Source organism: Bradyrhizobium sp. 1, from assembly GCF_023073315.1.
Classification (GTDB): Bacteria; Pseudomonadota; Alphaproteobacteria; order Rhizobiales; family Xanthobacteraceae; genus Bradyrhizobium.
In genome coordinates, this window is the sequence record NZ_JADPJH010000018.1 from 637,167 (window position 1) to 658,465 (window position 21,299).

Below are 21,299 nucleotides of genomic sequence, written 5' to 3' on the forward strand. Positions count from 1 at the left end.
TCTGCGCTTCGCTTGTCCGGGACGACAGTGGAGATCATGGCGGCGCGCTACCGCGTCTTGACGATCTGCAACAGCTCTTCGCCGTAATGCTCCAGCTTCTTGTCGCCGATGCCGGGGACGTTGCGGAGCTCGTCCAGCGTGGTCGGCCAGGCCCGGACGATGCCGTCGATGGTGGCGTCGTGCAGCACCACATAGGCCGGCACGCCACGCTCGCGCGCGATATCTGAACGCCAGGACCGCAGCCGCGCGCGCAGCTCGGGATCGACATCGCCTTGCGGCGCGTTCGCCGCCGGCGCGAGATCGCCGCGGCGGGATTTTGTCCGGCTGGCACGAACCCGCGTACCCTCCGCCTCCTCGCGCAGCCACACCTCGGTCTCACCGCGCAGCACCGCCCGCGAAGACTCCATCAGTTTCAACGCGCCATAAGCCTCGCTGTCGCTCTGCAAATGCCCCATCGCCACGAGTTGCCGCAGCACCGTGCGCCACTGCTTCTCGTTGAGCTCGCGCCCGATGCCGAACACGGACAATTTGTCGTGCCCGAACTGCGTCACCTTCTCGGTCAGACGCCCGATCAGCACGTCGATCAGGTGCATCGCGCCAAAGCGCTGCCCGGTGCGATACGCACAGGATAGCAGCTTCTGCGCCAGCACCTTGCCGTCACGCATCTTGGGCGGCGTCAGGCAATTGTCGCAATTGCCGCAGGTCTCGCCGTGCGCGTTTTCGCCGAAATAACCGAGCAGCCGCTTGCGCCGGCACTGCGCGGTCTCGGCGAGCCCAACCAGCGCATCGAGCTTGCCGATCGAGACGCGCTTGAAATCGTCGGAGCCGTTGGATTCGTCGATCATGCGGCGCTGCTGCACGATGTCGGAGAGGCCATAGGCCATCCAGGCCGCCGACGGCTTGCCGTCGCGGCCGGCGCGTCCCGTCTCCTGGTAATAGGACTCGATGCTCTTGGGCAGGTCGAGATGCGCGACGAAACGCACGTCCGGCTTGTCGATGCCCATGCCGAAGGCGACGGTCGCGACGATGACGATGCCGTCCTCGTTGAGGAAGCGGTCCTGATTGCGCGAGCGGACGCTGCTGTCGAGACCGGCGTGATAAGGCAGCGCCGCAATGCCGGCGTCGTCGAGCGCGGCAGCGACTTCCTCGACCCGTTTGCGAGACAGGCAATAGACCACGCCCGCGTCTGAGGCGTGGCGCTCCCGGATGAATTCCTTGAGCTGCGACACCGCGTTGCGCTTGTCGACGATCTCGTAGCGGATGTTGGGCCGGTCGAAACTCGAGACGAATTGCGGGGACCCGGTCAGCTGGAGCCGCTCGACGATCTCCTTGCGCGTCAATTCGTCGGCGGTCGCGGTCAGCGCGATGCGCGGGATGTCCGGAAAGCGCTCGGCGATGATGGAGAGGCCGACATATTCGGGCCGGAAATCATGGCCCCATTGCGAGACGCAATGCGCCTCGTCGATCGCGAACAGCGCCACCTTGGCCTGCGCCAGCATCGACAGGCAGCGCGGCGTCACCAGCCGTTCCGGCGCAACATAAAGCAGGTCGAGATCTCCCGCGATCAGGCGGCGTTCGATGTCGGAGGCCTCCTGGAACGTCAAGGACGAGTTCAGCGCGGCGGCATTAACGCCCGCCTCGAGCAAGCCCGCGACCTGGTCGCGCATCAGCGCGATCAGCGGCGACACCACGATGCCACAGCCTTCGCGCAGCAGTGACGGCAGCTGGTAGCACATCGACTTGCCGCCGCCGGTCGGCATCAGCACCAGGCAATTGCCGCCGTCCGTGACGTGCCGGATGATCTCGCCCTGCGCGCCGCGGAACCCCGGCAGGCCGAACACCGAATGCAGCACCGACAGCGCATCGCGGCCGTTGGCCGGCGCAGGCAGCGGGGCGGTGGAAGGAGCGGACATGAGTGTGTGGGAACCACGGCCGTGAGATTCGACACAAGGCCAGTCGCATGGCGGCGGCGGCGTGGCAAGACTGTTTGCGTGGCTTGAGCGACTCTTCCCCCTCTCCCCTTGCGGCCCCCTTTGCGGGAGAGGGTGGCTCGCCGCGGAGCGGCGCGACGGGTGGGCGGTTTCTATCCGCGAATCAATTCCGACGATGGAGCTTGCCGAGACAAACCCCTCATCCGGCGCTTCGCGCCACCTTCTCCCGCAAGGGAAGAAGGGAAGGAACAGCTACGCCCCGATCCTGCGCAGCGCTTCCGCGACCGTCACGATCGGCATGTCGCGCTTCCCGGCCGCTTCCAGCGCGTGGCGCATCAGGTGCGGCGTGCAGCCATAGGGGCTTGGCGCATCGACGACGTCATGACCGTAGAAGATCAGCCAGCCACCGCTCGCAACCGCCTCGTCGAAATAGCCATCGACGCCCGCTGCGTCGATCTCGTAATTGACCAAGGGCGAGGCGCGCAGGAACTGGAGGTCGATGACGTCGCGATTGACGCCGGGAAGGATGCCGCGCGCCGAGCGGAAGGCTTTTGTGAGCTGCGGTTTACGCCAGAACGAGGCAATCCCATAGGGATAGGCGAAGTTCTCAAGCTTGATCGAGGAATCGATGTCGCGAAAATGGCTGCGATTCCGCTCGATCTCGCGGGCCATGGTCGCCTCGTCGAGATTGACCGAACTCTGGTGTGAGAAGGTGTGGCAGGCAATCTCGTGACCGGCGCGGTGAAGCCGCACGACCGCGTCATTCGACAGGCCATGCCAATGATCCGACGGCTGGCCGATCAGGCTGCCGGCAATGTAGTAGGTGCCGCGGCCGCCGTGTGCTTCGAGCAGCGAAGCGCCCTCGCCAGCAGCGCTATCGGGGGCATCGTCGAAGGTGAAGCTCACCATCGGCGCATGCGCGGGCAAGCGGTGCGGCGCGGCACGGAAATGCCGGGCCAGCCGATTGCTCACGCGTCCCTGGAGTGTCGACCACACGATCGCATTTCCCGTGATTCCGTATTTCTCTACTGAAACATTCGTGCGCTACTTGAGGCAAGCTTAACGCTTGGGTAATCCTAACGCGGAACCAACGCCCTCCGGCTAGCGGGCAAGGACCGAGGCATCGGCCTCCGCGCCGAGAAATTGCAGCCAGTTGCGAAATAGCGCCGCAGCGGCGCTGCCGGCGGCGATATCGGCGCGCAAATTCAGCGCCGGCAGGTCGTTGCTGAGCGCCGGATGGCGCTCGTGCCTCACCCGCTTCTCGAAGCGAGCCAGCCTCTCTTCCGTTGCTGCGTCAAAATAGCCCACCGGAAGGTGCGGGTAATGATCGCACTCACGCGCGAGGTAGCGACCGATGTCGCGCAGATATTCGCGCTGGAGCGACAGCGCGTCATATTCCGGGTGACCCTGGAAGAACACGAAGCGGCTGGCATATTGGCGGACGAAGACGTCGACGCCGGCGAGAGCCGAGCGTGTCAGAACCTGATAACCGGCCTGCGCAAGGTCGTCCTCTGCGATCTCGTTCAGGCGCGAATGCGAGACCTTGAGCGGTGCAGGCACGGCGTGCGTCAGGGAGTCGTCCGTCACAGCTTCACAGTCGAAGATGCCGTGACATTTGGCCGGCAATCGCCGCCGTTCGATCCCGTCGAGGTGCAGCACCGCCGCATGCGCAGCAAGGCATGACCAGATCGTCGAACGTGTGTTGACCTTGGCCCAGTCGATGAGATCGGTAAGATCGCGCCAGTATGGTTCCTGGTCGAGCTCGGGTGCGACCGGCTCCGCGCCTGTTACGATCAGCCCGTCGAACCTCTGGCGCTTGAGATCTGCAAGATCGGAATATTCGCTCTCGACATGCCATTTCGCTTCCGGCGAACGTTTCACCGAAGGCAGCGAGAAGCAGTGGAAGCGGATGCGGCGCGGGCCTGCGGCGGCCTGAAGCAGCTTCATGAACTGCCGTTCGGTTGCCTTCAGCGCCGTATCCGGCATGTTGTTGATCAGCCCGATAGTCAGATCGGCGCCGGCTCGATCGCGCGCCAGATCGCCTTCGGCCGGCACCAGTGCCGGGCTCGTTATACCTTGATCCCTGTCGATCAAGACCGTCATCGGGGTCGCGCCTACTCCGCGGCCTGAAGGCGCGCTGACGGGCAGGCCTTCTCCAGCGCCTGGTCGATGTCCTCGATGATGTCAGCGGAATGCTCGATGCCAATCGAGAGACGGATCGTCTCCGGCAACACGCCGGCGACGCGCTGCTGCTCCGCCGACATCTGGCGGTGCGTGGTCGAGGCCGGATGGCAGGCCAGCGACTTGGCATCGCCGATATTGACGAGGCGCGTGATCAGCTTCAGCGCGTCGTAGAAATTCTTGCCGGCTTCCATGCCGCCCTTGATGCCGAAGGTGAACAGCGAGGAGGCATTGCCGTCAAGATACTTTTGGACCAGCGAGTAATACGGGCTGTCCGGAAAGCCGGTGTAATTGACCCAGGCGACGCGCGAATCCTTGCGCAGGAATTCGGCGACCTTGCGGGCGTTTTCGCAGTGGCGCTCCATGCGCAACGCCACCGTCTCGATGCCCTGGATCAGCAGGAAGGCATTGAACGGCGACAGCACCGAACCCATGGTACGCTGATAGATGCTCCGCGCGCGCTCGATATAGGCGGTTCGGCCGAAGCGCTCGGCATAGACGAGGCCGTGATAGGAGGCGTCCGGCTTGTTGTAACCCGGGAAGCGGTCGGCGTGTTTCGCCCAGGGGAAATTTCCGGAATCGACGATGGCGCCGCCGAGCGTGGTACCGTGGCCGCCCAAAAACTTGGTCAGCGAATGCACGGCGATATCCGCGCCGTAGTCGAATGGCTTGAGCAGGATCGGCGTTGCCACCGTGTTGTCGACGATCAGCGGCACCCCATGCGCATGCGCGATTTTCGCCAGCGCCTCGATGTCGCAGACATTGCCGGCGGGGTTGCCGATGGTCTCGGCAAACACCGCCCGGGTGTTCTCGTCGATCAGCTTCGCGACCGCGTCAGGCTCGTCGCTCTCGGCGAAGCGGCCGGTGATGCCCTGCCGCGGCAAAATGTGCGAGAGCAGCGTGTGCGTGGTGCCATAGAGCTGCGGCACGGAGACGATGTTGCCGCCGTGGTCGGCGACGTTGACGAAAGCGAAGTGCAGCGCCGCCTGGCCGGTCGCAACAGCGAGCGCGCCGACGCCGCCTTCGAGCTCGGCGATGCGCTTCTCCAGCACGGCACTGGTCGGATTGGCGATGCGGCTGTAACGGTAACCTTCGGCCTCGAGATTGAAGAGCGCCGCGCCGTGATCGGCGCTGTCGAAGGCATAGGCCGCGGTCTGGTAGATCGGCACCGCAACCGCGTGCGTGGTGGCTTCGGGCTCATAGCCGGCGTGAATAGCGATCGTCTCGTTGCGCATCGTACCACCTCCGCGTGGAGCGGGCCGCACTTATTGGCCTGTATGAGGCATGTGCGTTGTCCGCCGTCCTCGTGTTAGAGGCGGGTGGTAAAGCGGGCAATAATTCGTCTAGAGATCGAGGAAGTAACCCTAACGGTTATTGGTGAATTGGCTAAAATTCGAGTCAAATTGGATTAATGAATTATTGGGATTTGCTTGCCGCGACAGCCGCGGTGCGTTTCCCTTCTCCCCTTGTGGGAGAAGGTGGCGCGTAGCGCCAGATGAGGGGTATCCATCCATACGAAACGCGTGTGCGAGGAGAAAGACCCGTCGCCCGCCTTCGCTTCGCGAAGCCACCTCTCACCTCCGATGTCGTCGTCACCACTGCGGATGGCGATAGCTGACCGACAACCAGGCGACTTGCTTCAGGCGGGTCTTCTCCGAGGATGTCGACACTCGTCGAAGTGATGCAGAATGATCGAGCGATCGTCCGCCATGTCGTCCTCCGTAGACCTTAAGTTGATGCGCTGTTGCGCAGCGCGGCGTCCGTGCATGTTGAGAGCAAGCCTCAATGTGGGTCAAGCACTACCCCCGGACTACTACGGAGCTCGCCGCGAGCCGCGCGCGAAATCATCTGCTTTTGCCGGGAATTTTCGCGATTTCACGACATGCTCCGCAACAATACGGATACGCATGGTCACATCGCGGTCAACTCTTGCGTAAGTTCCACGGTGCTAGCGTCCGCGCATTGTTTTCATTTAGGGATGCTTTGATTGACCTTTGCCACCGGGAATGCTCATCGCCTGCTCTCGCGCTTTGTCTCCGACCGAAATGGCAACATCGCCGTCATCTTTGCGCTCGCGCTGGTCCCGCTGCTATCCTTTGTCGGCGCTGCCGTCGACTACTCTCTCGCCGCACGGGCGAGAGCGAAACTGATAGCTGCGCTCGACATCGCCGTGCTGGCCGCCACCGCCAAGAGCGAAATCACCAAGACCGCGTCGGCGGCGCAGAGCGACGCCGTCAACACCTTCACCGGACAAATGTCCGCACTCGGCCTGACGACGAGCTCGGTGACCATCAACGTGACCGACAGCGTCACCACACGCACCGCCACCGGAACGGCGACGGCGGCCGTGACGACCTATTTCATGGGAATCCTCGGCTACAAGACCATCGGCTTCACGGCGAGCTCGAGCGCCGCCGCCTCGCTGCCGGCCTACATCGACTTCTACGTGCTGCTCGACAACTCGCCGTCGCAGGGGATCGGCGCAACGACCGCCGACATGACTGCACTGCAGAATGCCACGTCCGACAGTTGCGCCTTCGCCTGCCACGACACCTACACGTCGAGCACGCAGAAGACACTGCAGACGAACAGCTATTATTCGATCGCGAAGAAGCTCGGCATCAAGATGCGGATCGACCTCGTGCGCGATGCGACGCAGTCGCTGACCGACACCGCCACCGCGAGCCGGCTCGTCAGCAACCAATACCGGATGGCGGTCTACACCATGGGGAGCGATTGCGCCTCGATCGGCCTGACCACGATCTCGCCGCTCTCTTCGAGCCTGTCTTCGGTCAAGACGGCGGTCTCCGGCGTCGACCTGATGACGATCCCCTACAACAACTACAACAACGACATGTGCACGGATTTCGACGGCACGTTGACGTCGATCAACGGCGTGATTCCGACGCCCGGCGACGGCTCCTCGTCCTCGCCGCAGAAATGGCTGTTCTTCGTCTCGGACGGCGTGGCCGACTATTACTATCCCTCGACTTGTAGCAAGACCACCGTTTCCGGTGGTCGATGCCAGGAGCCATTGACGACTGCGATCTGCGACACCATCAAGGCGCGTGGCGTCAAGATCGCGGTGCTCTACACCAGCTATCTCGCGATCACCAACAACAGCTGGTACACCACCTATATTGCGCCTTGGCGCAGCTCGATCGGGACCAAGATGCAGGCCTGCGCGACTTCGGGCTATTATTACGAGGTCTCGAGCGATGCCAACATCAGTGATGCGCTGAACTCGCTGTTCCAGAAGGCGATCGCCGCCTCGCACCTGACGAACTAGCCGCGCCCCAAGGGCTTCGCGCGAGACGCGCGAAGCCCTTGGGCACAGGTTCAGGCCATCGTCTCCCAGAGGCGATGGGCGAGCACGCCGGCGCTCTTCTCGATCGCAGCCGCCGCGTCGAGCGCGAGATCCTCGCGATAGCGCCCGGCGATGAGCTGCACGCCGATCGGCTTGCCGTCATGCACGGCTACCGGCACCACCGCGCCCGGCAAACCCAGCACGTTGATCGCGGAGATGAAGCGAATCTCGCCCCAGAAGATCTCCTTCACGCGCTCGGCACTGATTGTGTCCTCGCGCGGCCCCGGCGTCGGCTTCACCGTGGTTGGTGCCAGCACCACCGGATATTCCTCGAAGAACATTTGCCAGGCGCGGATATGGCCGTTGCGCGCGGCGGTCGCCTGCATCCAGGCCTTGAGATCGAGCACATTTGCCTTGGTCTTCATGCCGCCCCAGGCCTTGTGAAAATCCTCGGACGTCACCTTCAGCATGCCGGCTTCCTGCATCACCACAGTCTCGTTGGTGATGATGTCGCACCAGGTCTGCCAGACACCGTTGATGTCGGGGACCTCGACCTCGGTCACGCGATAGCCGGAACGCTCGAGATGATCGGCGGCCTGGCGCAGCGCGGCCGCGACGTGCGGATCGACATCCATATCGTCAGGGATTTTGGCAAGCGCGACCTTGATCGGTCCCTTCGGCTTTGGTCCGGCCAGCGGCGCCGGCACCCACCAGGGATCGCGCGGATCGCGCTGGCTCATCACTTCCAGCGCGAGCCTGATGTCGGCGACGTGACGGGCGAGCGGCCCTTGCGCCGACATCAGATGCGCCAGCATCGGCCGCTCCGCCACAGCACTGCCGTTGAAGGCGGGAATGCGGCCCTGCGTCGGCTTGATGGTCACAACGCCGTTGCAATGCGCCGGCCAGCGCAGCGAACCGCCGATGTCGTTGCCGTGGGCGATGGTGCCGATCCCGGCGGCCACGGCCGAACCCGCGCCGCCCGAGGAGCCGCCGCAGGTGATGTCAGGATCCCACGGATTGAGCGTCAGCCCGTGCAGGGGATTGTCGGTGAAGCCGCGGAACGAAAATTCCGGCGTGTTGGTGAGGCCGATGACGATCGCGCCTGATTTCTTCAGGTTGCGGACGACGGGCGCATCCGACGGCGCGACAAAATCCTTGTTGGCGGGAACGCCGTTGAAATTGGGCCGGCCCTCGTAATCGACGTTCTCCTTGATGGTGATGGGCACGCCGTGGAGGAGGCCGAGCGCGCCGCCCTTGGCGCGCTGCTTGTCGGCCGCATGCGCGGCCTTCAGCGCTTCCTCGCTGAGATCGACAACGACCGCATTCAGTCCGGGATTGACCGTGCGCATCCGGTCCAGATGCGCCTCGACGGTCTCGACCGCGGAGATCGCGCCATTGCGGATCGCGGCGGCGGTGTCGACCGCAGACCATTGCCAGACCGGGCCCTTCGGGCGGCGTGCCGTCGACTTGCGCGGCGCAGCTTTCTTGAGCGTCGTCTTCGCAGTTTTTGCAACGGCGCCCTTGCGGGCGGCGCTCGTCTTGGCCTTCGCTACTTTCTTCGAAACACTTTTCTTCTTGCTCGCCGTCTTCTTCGCCACGTCGCATCTCCAGCAATTGCGCGGGGGAGGTTATGGAGGTCACGCCAGCGTGTACAGGTGCGTTTCTGCATGGCCTGTCGCCGCGACGCTCTGTCACGTCCTATGGTCGTGAACTTTTGGCCTCCCCGTCCTGACCCATAGACTGGTTGAACGTTTCGGTAAACGACCGCCAAGATTGCGCCAGACCAACCAGGTTTTGAAGCAGCTGTTTCAACATTGTCAGATTGGAGCATTTCCATGCTCACAGAATTCGACAGCGGATACGGCGAACAACCCTTTCGCGATCTGTGCGCCAACTATCCGGGCGCTGAGGCCTATGATCCGCATGACTTCCGGATCGAATGGGGACCGATCTTTCATCGCGGCCGGCTCGACGGATCCGCACGCGTGCTCGTCGTCGGTCAGGATCCCGCCCAGCACGAGACGGTCGTGCGCCGCATCCTGGTCGGCACCGCAGGCCGACGGGCGCAGGGTTTCCTCGCCAAGCTCGGCATCACGCAGAGCTACGTGATGGTGAACACCTTTCTGTACAGCGTTTACGGACAGAGCGGCGGCGCCAAGCACAAGAACGAGCCCGGCATCGTCGATTACCGCAACAAATGGTTCAAGGCCGTGCTCGGCTCCGGCAACATCGAGGCGGTCGTCTCGCTTGGCGGCCTCGCGGACGAGGCCTGGAAGGCCTGGCTGAAGACCGCCGACGGCGCGGCCTGCAAGACCCTCGCCTATCAGCACATCACGCACCCCACCTGGCCGGAGAGCTCCGCGCCTGATAACGCGACGCGCGCAGCGAATACCAAGATCATGCTGACCAAGTGGAATGCCGCGCTCGCGGCTCTCGCACCGCAAGTCCAGCATCCGGACGTGCCGACGACGCTCGTGCCGTATGGCGACGCCTTCAAGCCGACAGAGCTCTTCGACATCATCGCAAAGGATCTTCCACCGGGACTGCCGGCCTGGATGCACGGAGATACCCCGTGGGCCGTGCGCCAGGGCGCCGATGCGGCGACCAAGCGGCGCACGATTACGATCACCATTCCCGACGGGGTGATCCCATGAGCCCAGCCGACAGCCCGAAGCGATGGGCACTGACCGGGCGGATCGTGACGATGACGGCCGAGGGCGACATCATCAAGAACGGAACGATCTTCATCGAGGACAATCGCATCGCCGCGGTCGTCCCCAAGGGGCAGCCGGCGCCAGCGGGCTTCGAGGCCGTGGCTGTGGTGGCGACAGGCGGCACCATCTATCCCGGCCTGATCGAGCTGCATAATCACCTCAGCTACAACATCCTGCCGCTCTGGCAGGTGCCGCAGCTCTACGGCAATCGCGACCAGTGGCAGAACGCGAAATCGTACAAGACATCCGTGACCGGCCCGATGAGCGCGATTGCGCTGGCCGACGACGGCTCGCTGCTGCCGGCCCTGGTTCGCTATGTCGAGGCCAAGTGCATGGTCGCGGGCACCACGACGAGCCAGGGGATCACGCTGTCGAACTGGAGCGGCACGATCCACAAATATTACAAGGGCGCGCTGCGCGCCGCCGAGATCGGAAGCCCTCCCGATCTTCCGCGGGCCCACTCGAAGATCCCTGATATCGATGCCCAGGATTGGGCGAAGTTCGACAAGGAGCTGAAATCCTCGTCATGCTTCCTGCTGCATCTGAGCGAAGGGATCGATATCAAGGCGCACAGCCACTTCCTCGCCTTGCGCAATCCCGAGGGAGACTGGGCCATCGAGCCGTCGCTCGCCGGTATTCATTGCACGGCGCTCGACGCGACCGACTTCGGCACGATGGCCGAAAATCAGGCCAAGGTCGTCTGGTCGCCGCTGAGCAATCTGCTGCTCTATGGCAAGACCACGGACGTCGTCGCCGCGCGTACCGCGGGGCTCACGATCGCGCTGGGCTCGGACTGGTCACCGTCCGGCAGCAAGAACCTGCTGGGCGAGCTCAAGGCGGCGAAGGTCGTATCGGCGCATTTCAATCTCGGCTTCAGCGACTACGATATCGTCTCGATGGCGACGCGCAATCCGGCTGCGATCCTGAAATGGGATGCAAAGCTCGGGACGATCGCCAAGGGCAAGTTCGCCGACCTTTTGATCGTGAAGGGCGTCACCGGCGACCCCTACGGCCATCTGATCAAGTCGCGCGAACAGGATATCGTGCTGGTCACGATCGGCGGGCGGCCGCGCTATGGAACGAAGAAGGCCATGCAACAGGCGGGCGGAAGCGGCGAGGCGTACAAGATCGGCAACAGCGCACGGCTGATCGACTTCTCTTCGCCCGACCAGGATACGGGGATCGAGAAGGTCACGCTGGCGGAGGCGACGAGCCGTTTGAGCGCAGCACTCGGCAAGCTCGGAACGCTGCAACCGCATAGCCTCGCCATGAGCGAGGCGATCGCCAGCGGAACTGTGTCACGCAGCGGATGGCGCCTCGCGCTGGACGAACAGTTCGGCAACAATGTCCAATTGCGCCCGCGGCTGGAATATAACGGCGTCAGGACCGGTCCGGATCTGGCGGCGGTCGCAGCGGCCGCCGAGCCGCTGCATCCGATCAAGCTGGATGGCCTGACCGTGGCGGGCGATCCCGCCTTCCTGGACACGCTGAAGCGCGAGACGAACTTGCCGCAAGGAATCGGCGCGGCAATCGCTGCTTTCTACTAGCCACCTGCCTAGACCAGCGGCGGGTTGAGCCGCGCAAATCCGTCCTGGGTGCGATAGGGATAATAGGGATAGGGCGGCATCACGGCGCTGACCTCGTCGAGGCGCTTGATCTGATCCGCGCTCAGCGACCAGCCGACGGCACCGAGGTTGTCGCGCAGCTGCGCCTCGTCGCGCGCACCGATGATCACGGATGATACGGTGGGGCGCGACAACAACCAGGCGATCGCGACCTGCGGCACGGTGCGTCCGGTCTCCGCAGCGATCGTATCAAGCACGTCGACGATGGCGTAGAGCCGCTCTTCGTCCACGGGAGGACCGAACTGCGCCGTGGCATGTAGGCGGCTGCTCTCCGGCAGCGGCTGGCCGCGCCGGATCTTTCCGGTGAGGCGGCCCCAGCCGAGCGGGCTCCAGACCAGCGCGCCGACGCCCTGGTCGCGCGCCAGCGGCATCAGCTCCCACTCATAGTCGCGGCCAAGCAGCGAATAATAGACCTGATGCGCGACGTAGCGCGGCCAGCCATGCCGGTCGGCGACGGCGAGCGACTTCATCAGCTGCCAGCCCGCGAAATTGGAGACGCCGACATAGCGCAGCTTGCCGGCGCGCACGAGCGTGTCGAGTGTCGACAGCACCTCCTCGATCGGCGTGAACGCGTCGAAGGCATGGAGCTGAAGCAGGTCGATATAATCGGTGCCGAGACGGCGCAGCGCCGCGTCAACGGATGTCAGCAGCCGCGGCCGCGACGAGCCGGCGTCGAGCGGGCCATCACCGACCGGCAGGCTCATCTTGGTCGAGATCAGCACCTTGTCACGCCGTCCCCCGATCGCCGCACCGAGGATCTCCTCGGAGGCGCCGTTCGAATAGACGTCCGCGCTGTCGAACAGATTGACGCCGGCATCGAGGCAGATGTCGACCAGCCTGCGGGCCTCCCCAGCACCGCTGCGGCCCCAGGCCGAGAATAGCGGGCCCTGGCCGCCGAAGGTGCCGGTGCCGAAGCTGATGACGGGGACCTTGAGCCCGGAGGCGCCGAGATTGCGGTAGTCCATAGTCGCTCTCCTTCTATTCGGCCGGGCACGCTGCGATCACAGTCTGCCTGCGATCGAGCTGGAGGCTCCACAACGCGAGTCCGAGGCCGATCGCCGTAATGCCGGCCGCGACCAGCGGCAGCGCGGAGAGGCCGAGCCCGCGATCGATGGCGACGCCGCCGGCCCAGGCACCGAGCGCGTTGCCGAGATTGAACGCGGCGATGTTGAGGCTGGAGGCGAGCGTGCGGCCGCTTGGGCCCGCTGCCTCCAGCACGCGAAGCTGCAGCGGCGCGACGGTTGCGAAGGCCGCGATTCCAAGCAGCAGGATCAACACGACGGCGGGGATCTTGACCGACAGCACCGCGGCAAGGCCGAGCAGCACGATGGCGAGTGCGGCGAGCGAGCCAATTAGGGTACGCGCAAGGCCACGGTCGGCGAGCTTGCCGCCGACGACATTGCCGATCGCGAGGCCCGCGCCGAACACCAGCAGGATCGGTGACACCGCGGCTTCCGAAAAGCCGGTGAAGCGGGTCAGGATCGGCTGGATATAGGTGAAGACGACGAACAGACCGGCAAAGCCGAACACGGTCATGGCAAGGCCGAGCAGGACCTGCGGACGGCCGAGCACCGCGACCTCTTCAGTGAGCGAGATCGGCTTGTCGCCGCTGCCGACATGGCCCGGCACGAACGCGGCCACCACGGTAAAGGCGATCACGCCGATCACGGTCACCGCCCAGAACGCCGCGCGCCAGCCGAGCATCAGGCCGAACCATGCGCCGAAGGGCACGCCGAGCAGCGTCGCGACCGTGAGGCCGATGAACATGGTCGAGATCGCCGACGCACGCTTGTCCTCGGCGACGAGGCTCGTCGCCACCACCGAGCCGACCCCGAAGAAGGTGCCGTGGGCGAGCGAGGTCAACACCCGCGCCGCCATCAGCAATTCGTAGTTCGGCGCCAGCGCACAGGCGGCATTGCCGAGCGTGAAGATCGCCATCAGCGCCAGCAGCACGGCTTTTCGCGGCATTCGTCGCGTCGCCAAGGTCAGCACCGGCGCGCCGACGAATACGCCGAGCGCATAACCGGAGATGAGCAGGCCCGCGACAGGCACGGAGACGTGCATGTCGGCCGCGACCTGGAGCAGCAGGCCCATGATGATGAATTCGGTGGTGCCGATGCCGAAGGCACCGGCGGTGAGCGCGAGGACGGCGGGAGGCATGCGTGGCTCCGATGGATGAGACGAGCCACGCAGATAGCCGCAGCGCGGCAAAACCATTAGAATGTCCGCAATCCAATCATTTGTGACGTGAATTCAACATGGCCCGTTTCGATACCAACCGCTCCGCCGAGATGGAGGTCTTCGTCCGTGTCGTCGATCTCGGCGGATTCACCCAGGCCGCGCGAAAACTGCGCCTGACGCCGTCGGGTGTCAGCAAGCTGATCTCCCGGCTGGAGGCGCGGCTCGGCACGCGGCTGATCACCCGCACCACGCGCAAGCTCACGCTGACGGAGGAAGGCCAGGCGTTCTACCAGCGCTCCTCACGCATCCTCGGCGAGATGGAGGAGGCCGAGCGCGAAGCCGCATCCGGCGCGGCGCCGCGTGGCCGGCTGACGGTCAACTGCAACATTCCCTTCGGCATGCTGCATGTGATGCCGCTGATCCCGCGCTTCCTCGAGCAGCATCCCGACGTCACGCTCGATCTCGTGCTGACCGACACGCTGATCGACCTGATGCAGGAGCGCGCCGATGTCGCGATCCGGGTCGGGCCTTTGAAAATTTCGCGTCTGATCGCGCGGAAGCTCGGCACCAGCCGCATGGTCGTCGTCGGCACACCTGATTATCTGAAGCGCTTCGGCACCCCGAAAAACCCGAGGGATCTCGCAGAGCATCGCGGCATCGGCTGGACATTTCCGCGTATCCGCGGCGGCTGGCCGTTTCGCCGCGGAGACCGCACCGAGGAAGCGGTGCCGCCGCCCGTGGCGCGCGCCAGCGACGGCGAAATCGCCCGCCGCCTCGCGCTCGGCGGCGTGGGCCTCGCCCGCCTCGCCCTCTTCCACATCGGCCCCGACATCGAAGCCGGCCGCCTCGTGCCCGTGCTGCAAAGCTACAACCCCGGAGACCGCGAAGACATCCACGCCGTCTATGTCGGCCACACCGCACCGCTCCCGGCGCGCGTGCGCGCGTTCATCGATTTTCTCGCGGAGCATGTGCGGGTGAACGATCCGGCGCTGAGGCGCGCGGGGGATGGGCGGTGGAAATTGGTGGGATGAGGCCAATGGCGGAGAGAGTGGGATTCGAACCCACGGTACGGTTTCCCGCACACACGCTTTCCAAGCGTGCGCCTTAAGCCACTCGGCCATCTCTCCGGAGCGCCCTCTCTTGAAGGGGCGCCGTTGATTTTGCAAGGGATCGCGGGGAAATCGGGTGAATTTTCCGTAAGGTATTGTATTTAAATGACAATATCAGGCGCCGCAGAGACGCTTTGGAACCGTCCATCAGCTGAACCGGAGGCGGGTTTGGCGCGACGATTCACTCGAGACCACCAAACACGACCGGGGACGACATGATGATCCGCAAGACGATCGCTTCACTCAGCCTGATTTCCGCCCTTGGCGTCGCCTTTGCCGTGCCGGCCCTCGCCCAGGTCTGCACCCGGCAAGGGGTCGACGTCAGCTGCGACGACGGACGGCGCGGGATGCTGTCGGGCGATGCCATCCTCTGGCCGGACGGGACACGCTCGAGCTCGACGCCGCATCAGAGCGTGATCATCGGCAACAAGAGCTCGGTGCATGTCGGCCCCGGCGTATTCGTCGGCCAGGGCAAGGGCATGGTGCCGATGGATGATCCGAACGCGCCGAACAAGCGGCAGTGCGCGATTCTGGATGGCGTGTCGTATTGTTATTGAGGCCCGCTCTTCCTTCTCCCCTGTGTGAGAGAAGGTGGCGCGAAGCGCCGAGCCACCCCGTCCCGCAAGGGAAGAGGGTAAGAGCATCGCATCAGATCAACCTTACACCCGAGATCGCCGACTTCAGCCAGCGCAGCGCTTGCGGCGGTTGGGCTGCGAGCGGGGCCACCGCCGCCTTTTCGGTCCGGCACTTCTCCAGCTCTGCAACAAAGTCAGCCGCCCATTGCTGGATGGTGTGGCCGCGCAACTTCTTCATCATCGCTTCCCAGCGCATCTTGCGCTCGATGAGCGGCATCGCAGCCGCGGTCGCGATCGCGCGCGCCATGCCATCGATATCGTGCGGATTGACGACCAGCGCGGTGTCGAGCTCGTTAGCGGCGCCGGCGAATTTCGACAGCACCAGCACGCCGGGATCGGCCGGGTTTTGGGCTGCGACATATTCCTTGGCAACGAGGTTCATGCCGTCATGCAGCGGCGTCACCACGCCGATCTGCGCGGTGCGGTAGAGGCCCGCGAGCACGGTTTGGCTAAAACCCTTGTTGAGATAGCGGATAGGCGTCCAGTCCACTTCGCCATGACGGCCGTTGACGTCGGTGACGAGGCGCGCAACCTCGTTCTGGAGATTTCCATAAGCCTCGATCGCACCGCGCGAGGGGTTCGCGATCTGGAGCAGCGAGATGCTGCGCGCAAACTGCGGCTGCTCGGTCCAGAGCCGATCGAACGCGCTGATGCGGTTGACAAGGCCCTTGGAATAATCGAGCCGGTCGACGCCGATCGCGAGCCGCTCGCCATTGAGGCTGCGACGCAGCCGCGAGACGTCAGGATGCGAGACCGACTTCGCGGCGTAAGCTGCGAACTTTTCTGCATCGATGCCGATCGGAAATATTTCACAGCGCGTGCGACCATGCTGCGAGACAACCACGCCGTCCTCGATAGCGAGGTCGAGTTCGCCACCGGCATAGGCGAGAAAGTTCTGGCAATCTTCGTTCGTCTGGAATCCCAGCAAATCATAGGCCAGCATCGCATTGATCAGCTCGCGGTGATTGGGCACGCCCTGCATCACCGCGGCAACCGGCCACGGCGTGTGCAGGAAGAAGCCGATCGGATCGTCGACGCCGAGATCGCGCAGCTCAGCGCCGAGCGCGAGGAAATGATAATCCTGCACCCAGAACGCGGTCTGCGGCTTGCGGAAACGCATCAAGGCGCGCGCCATGAACGCGTTGACCTCGCGATAGCTGACATAATCGTCGCGCGAGACGCGGATCAGATCGCTGCGCGAATGCAGCGCCGGCCACAGCGCCGAATTGGCAAAACCTTCGTAATAGCCGCCGTAATGCGCGGCCGGCAGATCCAGCGTCGCAATCGCACCCGATCCGAGTGCTTCGATCTCGGCAAACGGCTCCTTCTGATGGCCGTCACGCACACGACCGGAGGACCCCACCCAGATGGCGCCCGAATGCTCGACAACGGGAAGTAATGCCGCAGCCAAGCCGCCCGTCATGGGCTCGTTGGGTTTGCCGCGCGCAACTCGATTTGAAACGACGACTAAGTTCACAGGTCGTCCCCTCCTGTTCATTCCACCCTGTTTAACTGATGTTCATCAATATGGTTCCGGACATCATTTCTGCGAAATGAAACCAAAATCGGGCGCCGGCGTTGGAACTGGTTTCGCTGGTGGAACCGCAAATTTCGCTGCAAAGACAGCTTTTGAGGTCGTGTCACGCAGCATGCATTGCGGCGCGCAATGGCGCCGCGCTGGCAGCCTTTATGTCCGCGGCGTGGCGTTGCCTTGGTTTTACCTCGGATCGAGCAGGCGCGCGAGAAACGCGCGCACGTCGCTCGGCGCATCGAAGTGGCCATTCACACCCATGGCGCGGCGACCGACCGAGAACGAGAGCCCGTTCATGTCGGGCATGATCGCAAACACTGTCTCATCAGTGACGTCGTCGCCGATGAAGATCGGACGGCGTCCTCTAAACGGCTCATGCTTCATCAGTTCGCGCACGCCGGTGGCCTTGGTGAAACCGGAATGCTTGATCTCGCAAACGAACTTGCCGGGCAGAATTTCAATCGGCGCATTGGGCAGATCGGCGCGGATCAAGGAGACGGCTTCGTAGATCGCCTTTTCCGCATGCGGCGCGAGGCGATAATGCAGTGCCAGCGAATATCCCTTGTCCTCGAGCAGAATCCCCGGGCTGAGCTTGGCGATCGCGGCGAGCCGCCGCTTCAGCTCCTTGTCCATCGGCGGCGCGTGCAGGTCGTCGGCTTCGTTGCCAATCGACAGGCGCATCTCCGCGCCATGACCTGCGACGGCGCGAAAGACATCAGGCGCAAAGATCAGGTCGATATCGTTGAGCGAGCGGCCGCTCACCATCGCCAGCGCGCCCGATGTGCGTTCCGTCAGCCGGTTCAGCGTTTCCGACAGGCCCGGCGGCACCCACACCTCCCGCGGCGTCGGCATCAACTCGAGCAGCGTGCCGTCGATATCGAGCAGGATCGCAGTCTCGCCCAGATGCGGGACGAGCGCATGCGGCACCGGCACCGCGTCGGGCGCTTCTTCATCTGGCATGGTGCGCTTCTGATCCAATTCAGCAAGTTCCGATTTCATAGTCTACTCCATCGAGGCAAGTGGCCGCGCAATATCTTCCAGCGATTTTCGTTCGGCGGAGACGGCATAGCGCCACGCCACCATCGCGGCGATGATCATCAGGAAGGCCCCCAGCAAATAGCCGGCGAACACGCTGTTGCGTGACCCCGTATCGATCAGCGCGCCGAACAGCGCGGGACCCGCGACGCCGCCGATTCCGGTGCCGACCGCATAGAACACTGCAATCGCCAATGCGCGGACTTCCAGCGGAAACGTCTCGCTGACGGTGAGATAGGCAGCGCTCGCGGCGGGCGAGGCAAAGAAGAAGATGACCATCCAGGCGATGGTCTGCCCCTGTGCGCTCAAGGCGCCGATCGAGAACAGATAGCCCGAGAGCGCCAGCAGCGCGCCCGAGACACCATAGGTGAGCGTGATCATGGTGCGCCGGCCGAGCGTATCGAACAGGCGGCCGAGCAGCAGCGGGCCCAAAAAATTGCCGGCGGCGAAAGGCAGCAGATACCAGCCGACGTGGTCGGCACTGATGCCGTAGAAATCAGTCAGCACCAGCGCGAAGGTAAAGAAGATGGCGTTGTAGAAAAAGGCCTGCGCGACCATCAATACCAGTCCGACCATCGCGCGCTGGCGATAGGTGAAGAACAGCGTGTGCACGACCTCCCTGATCGGCGTGTGATCGCGCATCTTCAGGCGCATCTTGGCGAAGCGTCCGTCGCTCGTGTTCTGGCCGTGTCCGATCACCGAGCGCTCGATCTCGTCGACGATCGCGTGGGCCTGGTCGGGCCGGCCGTGGATCATCAGCCAGCGCGGACTTTCCGGAATCCACATCCGCATCAGCAGCACGACGAGGCCGATGGTTGCGCCGATGAGATAAGCGAGGCGCCAGCCGAGATCGGGATCGATCACCGCGGGATCGAGCAGCACGATGGCGGCGACCGCGCCCATTGCCGCACCGATCCAGAAGCTGCCGTTGATGACCAGGTCAGTCCAGCCGCGGTAGCGCGCCGGCACCAATTCCTGGATGGTCGAGTTGATCGCGGTGTATTCGCCGCCGATGCCGGCACCGGTGAGGAAGCGAAATAGCGCGTAGCTCGCGATATTCCACGACAGCGCGGTCGCGGCCGTCGCCGAGAGATAAAGCGCGAGCGTAATGAAGAACAGTTTCTTGCGGCCGATGCGGTCGGTGAGCCAACCGAAGCCGAGTGCGCCGAGCACCGCGCCCGCGAGATAGGCGGAATTGGCGATGCCGAGATCGAGATTGGAGAAGCGCAGCGTGGGGCTCTGCTTCAGCGCACCCGAGAGCGCGCCGGCCAGTGTCACTTCGAGCCCGTCGAGGATCCAGGTGATGCCGAGCGCCAGCACGACGCGGGTGTGAAAGCCGCTCCACGGCAATGCGTCGAGTCGCGCGGGAATGCTGGTCTCGATGATGCGGTCGGTCGCGGCCGCCACCGGGATCGCAGCTCCATCATTGAGTGCTGTGCTTTGCTGCAATTCCATCGCGTTGCTGGGTCTGACCAATGGAAGCGGCCCCGGTTCACATGATGTGGCGGGAGGCGTTCCAATCATGGAGGTGCGGCATTCCGCCTGCCACCTGCGACAACGTCTGCGGCAAGGGCATGTTCCCTTGGGAACAGCACCCAAGGCCACCCGTTTCCAATGGAGCCGCAGGGAGTTGACGCATGGCTCATGTCAGAAAGACGACACATTCGCGCAAGTCCGCCGCAGGCAAGACGGTGCGCGGGAAAACCAGCGCGAGGCGCAGCACGACCGTGCGCAAGAGCACGAAGCGGGCCGCGCCGAAACGCTGGTCGCAGCGCGTGACCAGGGAAAGCGACGCACTCGACCTCAAGCAAGGTGTGTTCAAGCTGACCAGCGCGAAGAAGATCGCAGCCTCGCTGAAGCGCTCGGCCGAGCACAGTTCGCGCCGCAAGACCGGCGCCTACCGTTCGGCGCTGTCGATGCTGACCTTCTACATCAACCGCGCCGGCAAGACGCTGCCGAAGACGCAGCGTGCGCGGCTCGAGCGGGCAAAGGTGGAGCTGAAGCGGGCGTTCGGGAGGGAGTGAGTCCCGGTCTGAACCTCACGCCGCCCGGATATTCCCCATGAACCGGTCGAGCTCGGCACGCAGGCGCGTGCTTTCGGACGACAGCGTCTTGGCCGAGTTCAGCACCTCTTCCGACGCGGAGCCGGTCTCGGCGGCGCCGCGATTGACCTGGCCGATATCGGTGGCGGCGGTCTGGGTGCCCTGCGCGACAGTCTGAACGCTGCGCGCGATCTCCTGCGTCGCCGCGCCCTGCTGCTCGACCGCGCTCGCGATCGACGTCGAGATTGACGAGATCTGGCCGATGGTGGCGCCGATCTCCTTGATCGCGGCAACTGACTCGGCCGTTGCGCCCTGCATGCCCGTGATGTGCGAGGAAATCTCGTCGGTGGCCTTGGCGGTCTGGCTGGCCAGCGACTTCACTTCGCTGGCGACAACCGCAAAGCCGCGGCCAGCTTCGCCGGCGCGCGCGGCCTCGATGGTGGCGTTGAGCGCGAGCAGATTGGTCTGCTCGGCGATCGCGGTGATCAGCTTGACGACTTCGCCGATCTGCTGGGCGGCATGCGACAGTTTGCCGATCCGGGTATCGGTTTCCTTGGCCTGCACCACGGCGGCTTCGGCGATACGGCTGGAATCGCGAACCTGACGGCCGATCTCTTCGACCGACGCCGACAGCTCTTCGGTCGCGGTTGCGACCGATTGCATGTTGCTTGAGGCCTGCTCGGAGACACTGGCGACCTGGTTCGACAGGCTCTGCGTCGTCTCGGCGGTACGGGTCAGCGTGGATGCGGCCGATTCGAGCTGCACGGCGGAGGACGAGACATTGGAGACAATGGCGCCTACTGCGCCTTCGAAATCATCGGCAAAGCGAATCAGCTCGGAGCGACGGCTTGCGGCCTGCTCCCGATTCTGGACTTCGCTGGCGGCAGCATCGCGCTCGGCCTTTGCGACGGCCTGAACCTTGAATTCTTCCACCGCGCCGGCCATCTCACCGATCTCGTCCCTGCGGCCGAGACCCGGCAGCACGACGTCGAAATTGCCCGAGGCGAG

At 64.2% G+C, this 21,299-nt stretch carries 17 protein-coding genes and 1 tRNA gene; 6 read left to right on the forward strand and 12 right to left on the reverse strand.

The features are described 5' to 3' along the window. Nucleotides 1-47 precede the first annotated feature (47 nt). From recQ to IVB29_RS15545, 4 genes are all read right to left on the reverse strand, one after another. Nucleotides 48-1,913 (reverse strand): DNA helicase RecQ, encoded by a 1,866-nt coding sequence (recQ, locus tag IVB29_RS15530; RefSeq protein WP_247504225.1) that lies wholly within the window; start codon nt 1,911-1,913, stop codon nt 48-50. Between the two features lie 270 nt (nt 1,914-2,183). Further along, nucleotides 2,184-2,927, reverse strand: coding sequence for a polysaccharide deacetylase family protein (locus tag IVB29_RS15535; RefSeq protein WP_247504226.1), 744 nt, complete (start codon nt 2,925-2,927; stop codon nt 2,184-2,186). Nucleotides 2,928-3,032: 105 nt separating this feature from the next. Further along, on the reverse strand, nt 3,033-4,034 hold the full coding sequence (locus IVB29_RS15540) for a homoserine O-succinyltransferase (RefSeq protein WP_247504227.1): 1,002 nt from the start codon (nt 4,032-4,034) through the stop codon (nt 3,033-3,035). Between the two features lie 11 nt (nt 4,035-4,045). Further along, nucleotides 4,046-5,347: an O-acetylhomoserine aminocarboxypropyltransferase/cysteine synthase family protein gene (locus IVB29_RS15545; RefSeq protein ID WP_247504228.1), complete on the reverse strand. Its 1,302-nt coding sequence runs from the start codon at nt 5,345-5,347 to the stop codon at nt 4,046-4,048. A 752-nt stretch (nt 5,348-6,099) separates the two neighbouring features. Between IVB29_RS15545 and IVB29_RS15550 the strand changes: the two genes are divergently transcribed. Beyond that, a complete protein-coding gene (locus IVB29_RS15550) occupies nt 6,100-7,401 on the forward strand; it encodes a TadE/TadG family type IV pilus assembly protein (protein ID WP_247504229.1) in 1,302 nt (433 codons plus the stop codon). Between the two features lie 50 nt (nt 7,402-7,451). On the opposite strand, the gene IVB29_RS15555 is transcribed toward IVB29_RS15550, so the two are convergent. Beyond that, entirely contained in the window at nt 7,452-9,017 is a 1,566-nt protein-coding gene (locus IVB29_RS15555; protein ID WP_247504230.1) for an amidase family protein, read from the reverse strand. A gap of 237 nt (nt 9,018-9,254) precedes the next feature. Here IVB29_RS15555 and IVB29_RS15560 point away from each other — a divergent pair, with 237 nt between their 5' ends. Both IVB29_RS15560 and IVB29_RS15565 read left to right on the forward strand, forming a co-directional pair. Beyond that, nucleotides 9,255-10,073, forward strand: coding sequence for a uracil-DNA glycosylase (locus tag IVB29_RS15560; RefSeq protein ID WP_247504231.1), 819 nt, complete (start codon nt 9,255-9,257; stop codon nt 10,071-10,073). Further along, nucleotides 10,070-11,680 carry an amidohydrolase family protein gene (locus IVB29_RS15565; RefSeq protein WP_247504232.1) on the forward strand — a complete coding sequence of 537 codons (1,611 nt, stop codon included), beginning with the start codon at nt 10,070-10,072 and terminating at the stop codon, nt 11,678-11,680. Before IVB29_RS15560 ends, IVB29_RS15565 begins: the two co-directional genes overlap by 4 nt. An 8-nt stretch (nt 11,681-11,688) precedes the next feature. Here the strand turns inward: IVB29_RS15565 and IVB29_RS15570 are convergent, their stop codons facing one another. Then, complete coding sequence (locus IVB29_RS15570) at nt 11,689-12,723, reverse strand: aldo/keto reductase (protein WP_247504233.1); 1,035 nt, start codon at nt 12,721-12,723, stop codon at nt 11,689-11,691. A gap of 13 nt (nt 12,724-12,736) precedes the next feature. Then, complete coding sequence (locus tag IVB29_RS15575) at nt 12,737-13,918, reverse strand: MFS transporter (RefSeq protein WP_247504234.1); 1,182 nt, start codon at nt 13,916-13,918, stop codon at nt 12,737-12,739. 98 nt (nt 13,919-14,016) lie between these two features. Between IVB29_RS15575 and IVB29_RS15580 the strand changes: the two genes are divergently transcribed. Then, nucleotides 14,017-14,970 (forward strand): LysR family transcriptional regulator, encoded by a 954-nt coding sequence (locus IVB29_RS15580; RefSeq protein WP_247504235.1) that lies wholly within the window; start codon nt 14,017-14,019, stop codon nt 14,968-14,970. A 6-nt stretch (nt 14,971-14,976) separates the two neighbouring features. Here IVB29_RS15580 and IVB29_RS15585 read toward each other — a convergent pair. Continuing rightward, nucleotides 14,977-15,066 (reverse strand) — tRNA-Ser (locus IVB29_RS15585). Between the two features lie 197 nt (nt 15,067-15,263). Between IVB29_RS15585 and IVB29_RS15590 the strand changes: the two genes are divergently transcribed. Continuing rightward, a complete protein-coding gene (locus IVB29_RS15590; protein ID WP_247504236.1) occupies nt 15,264-15,605 on the forward strand; it encodes a hypothetical protein in 342 nt (113 codons plus the stop codon). Nucleotides 15,606-15,696: 91 nt separating this feature from the next. On the opposite strand, the gene IVB29_RS15595 is transcribed toward IVB29_RS15590, so the two are convergent. The 3 genes from IVB29_RS15595 to IVB29_RS15605 form a co-directional block, all read right to left on the reverse strand. Continuing rightward, nucleotides 15,697-17,160, reverse strand: a complete 1,464-nt coding sequence (locus IVB29_RS15595; protein ID WP_247504237.1) for a trehalose-6-phosphate synthase — start codon at nt 17,158-17,160, stop codon at nt 15,697-15,699. Nucleotides 17,161-17,400: 240 nt separating this feature from the next. Then, nucleotides 17,401-18,213: a trehalose-phosphatase gene (gene otsB, locus IVB29_RS15600; RefSeq protein ID WP_247504238.1), complete on the reverse strand. Its 813-nt coding sequence runs from the start codon at nt 18,211-18,213 to the stop codon at nt 17,401-17,403. Between the two features lie 3 nt (nt 18,214-18,216). Next, entirely contained in the window at nt 18,217-19,704 is a 1,488-nt protein-coding gene (locus IVB29_RS15605) for an MFS transporter (protein ID WP_247504326.1), read from the reverse strand. A 182-nt stretch (nt 19,705-19,886) separates the two neighbouring features. Between IVB29_RS15605 and IVB29_RS15610 the strand changes: the two genes are divergently transcribed. After that, nucleotides 19,887-20,273, forward strand: coding sequence for a DUF3175 domain-containing protein (locus tag IVB29_RS15610; protein ID WP_247504239.1), 387 nt, complete (start codon nt 19,887-19,889; stop codon nt 20,271-20,273). Nucleotides 20,274-20,288: 15 nt separating this feature from the next. On the opposite strand, the gene IVB29_RS15615 is transcribed toward IVB29_RS15610, so the two are convergent. Further along, the coding region (locus IVB29_RS15615) for a methyl-accepting chemotaxis protein (protein WP_247504240.1) at nt 20,289-21,299 on the reverse strand (1,011 nt) is incomplete at its 5' end.

What these genes read in the sequence shown, in the direction of transcription:
- recQ (WP_247504225.1), bottom strand. Translation starts at nt 1,913, where the DNA reads ATGTCCGCTCCTTCCACCGCCCCGCTGCCTGCGCCGGCCAACGGCCGC.
- IVB29_RS15565 (WP_247504232.1), top strand. Translation starts at nt 10,070, where the DNA reads ATGAGCCCAGCCGACAGCCCGAAGCGATGGGCACTGACCGGGCGGATC.
- IVB29_RS15575 (WP_247504234.1), bottom strand. Translation starts at nt 13,918, where the DNA reads ATGCCTCCCGCCGTCCTCGCGCTCACCGCCGGTGCCTTCGGCATCGGC.
- IVB29_RS15540 (WP_247504227.1), bottom strand. Translation starts at nt 4,034, where the DNA reads ATGACGGTCTTGATCGACAGGGATCAAGGTATAACGAGCCCGGCACTG.
- IVB29_RS15570 (WP_247504233.1), bottom strand. Translation starts at nt 12,723, where the DNA reads ATGGACTACCGCAATCTCGGCGCCTCCGGGCTCAAGGTCCCCGTCATC.
- IVB29_RS15605 (WP_247504326.1), bottom strand. Translation starts at nt 19,704, where the DNA reads ATGGAATTGCAGCAAAGCACAGCACTCAATGATGGAGCTGCGATCCCG.
- IVB29_RS15580 (WP_247504235.1), top strand. Translation starts at nt 14,017, where the DNA reads ATGGCCCGTTTCGATACCAACCGCTCCGCCGAGATGGAGGTCTTCGTC.
- IVB29_RS15610 (WP_247504239.1), top strand. Translation starts at nt 19,887, where the DNA reads ATGGCTCATGTCAGAAAGACGACACATTCGCGCAAGTCCGCCGCAGGC.
- otsB (WP_247504238.1), bottom strand. Translation starts at nt 18,213, where the DNA reads ATGAAATCGGAACTTGCTGAATTGGATCAGAAGCGCACCATGCCAGAT.
- IVB29_RS15590 (WP_247504236.1), top strand. Translation starts at nt 15,264, where the DNA reads ATGATGATCCGCAAGACGATCGCTTCACTCAGCCTGATTTCCGCCCTT.
- IVB29_RS15545 (WP_247504228.1), bottom strand. Translation starts at nt 5,347, where the DNA reads ATGCGCAACGAGACGATCGCTATTCACGCCGGCTATGAGCCCGAAGCC.
- IVB29_RS15560 (WP_247504231.1), top strand. Translation starts at nt 9,255, where the DNA reads ATGCTCACAGAATTCGACAGCGGATACGGCGAACAACCCTTTCGCGAT.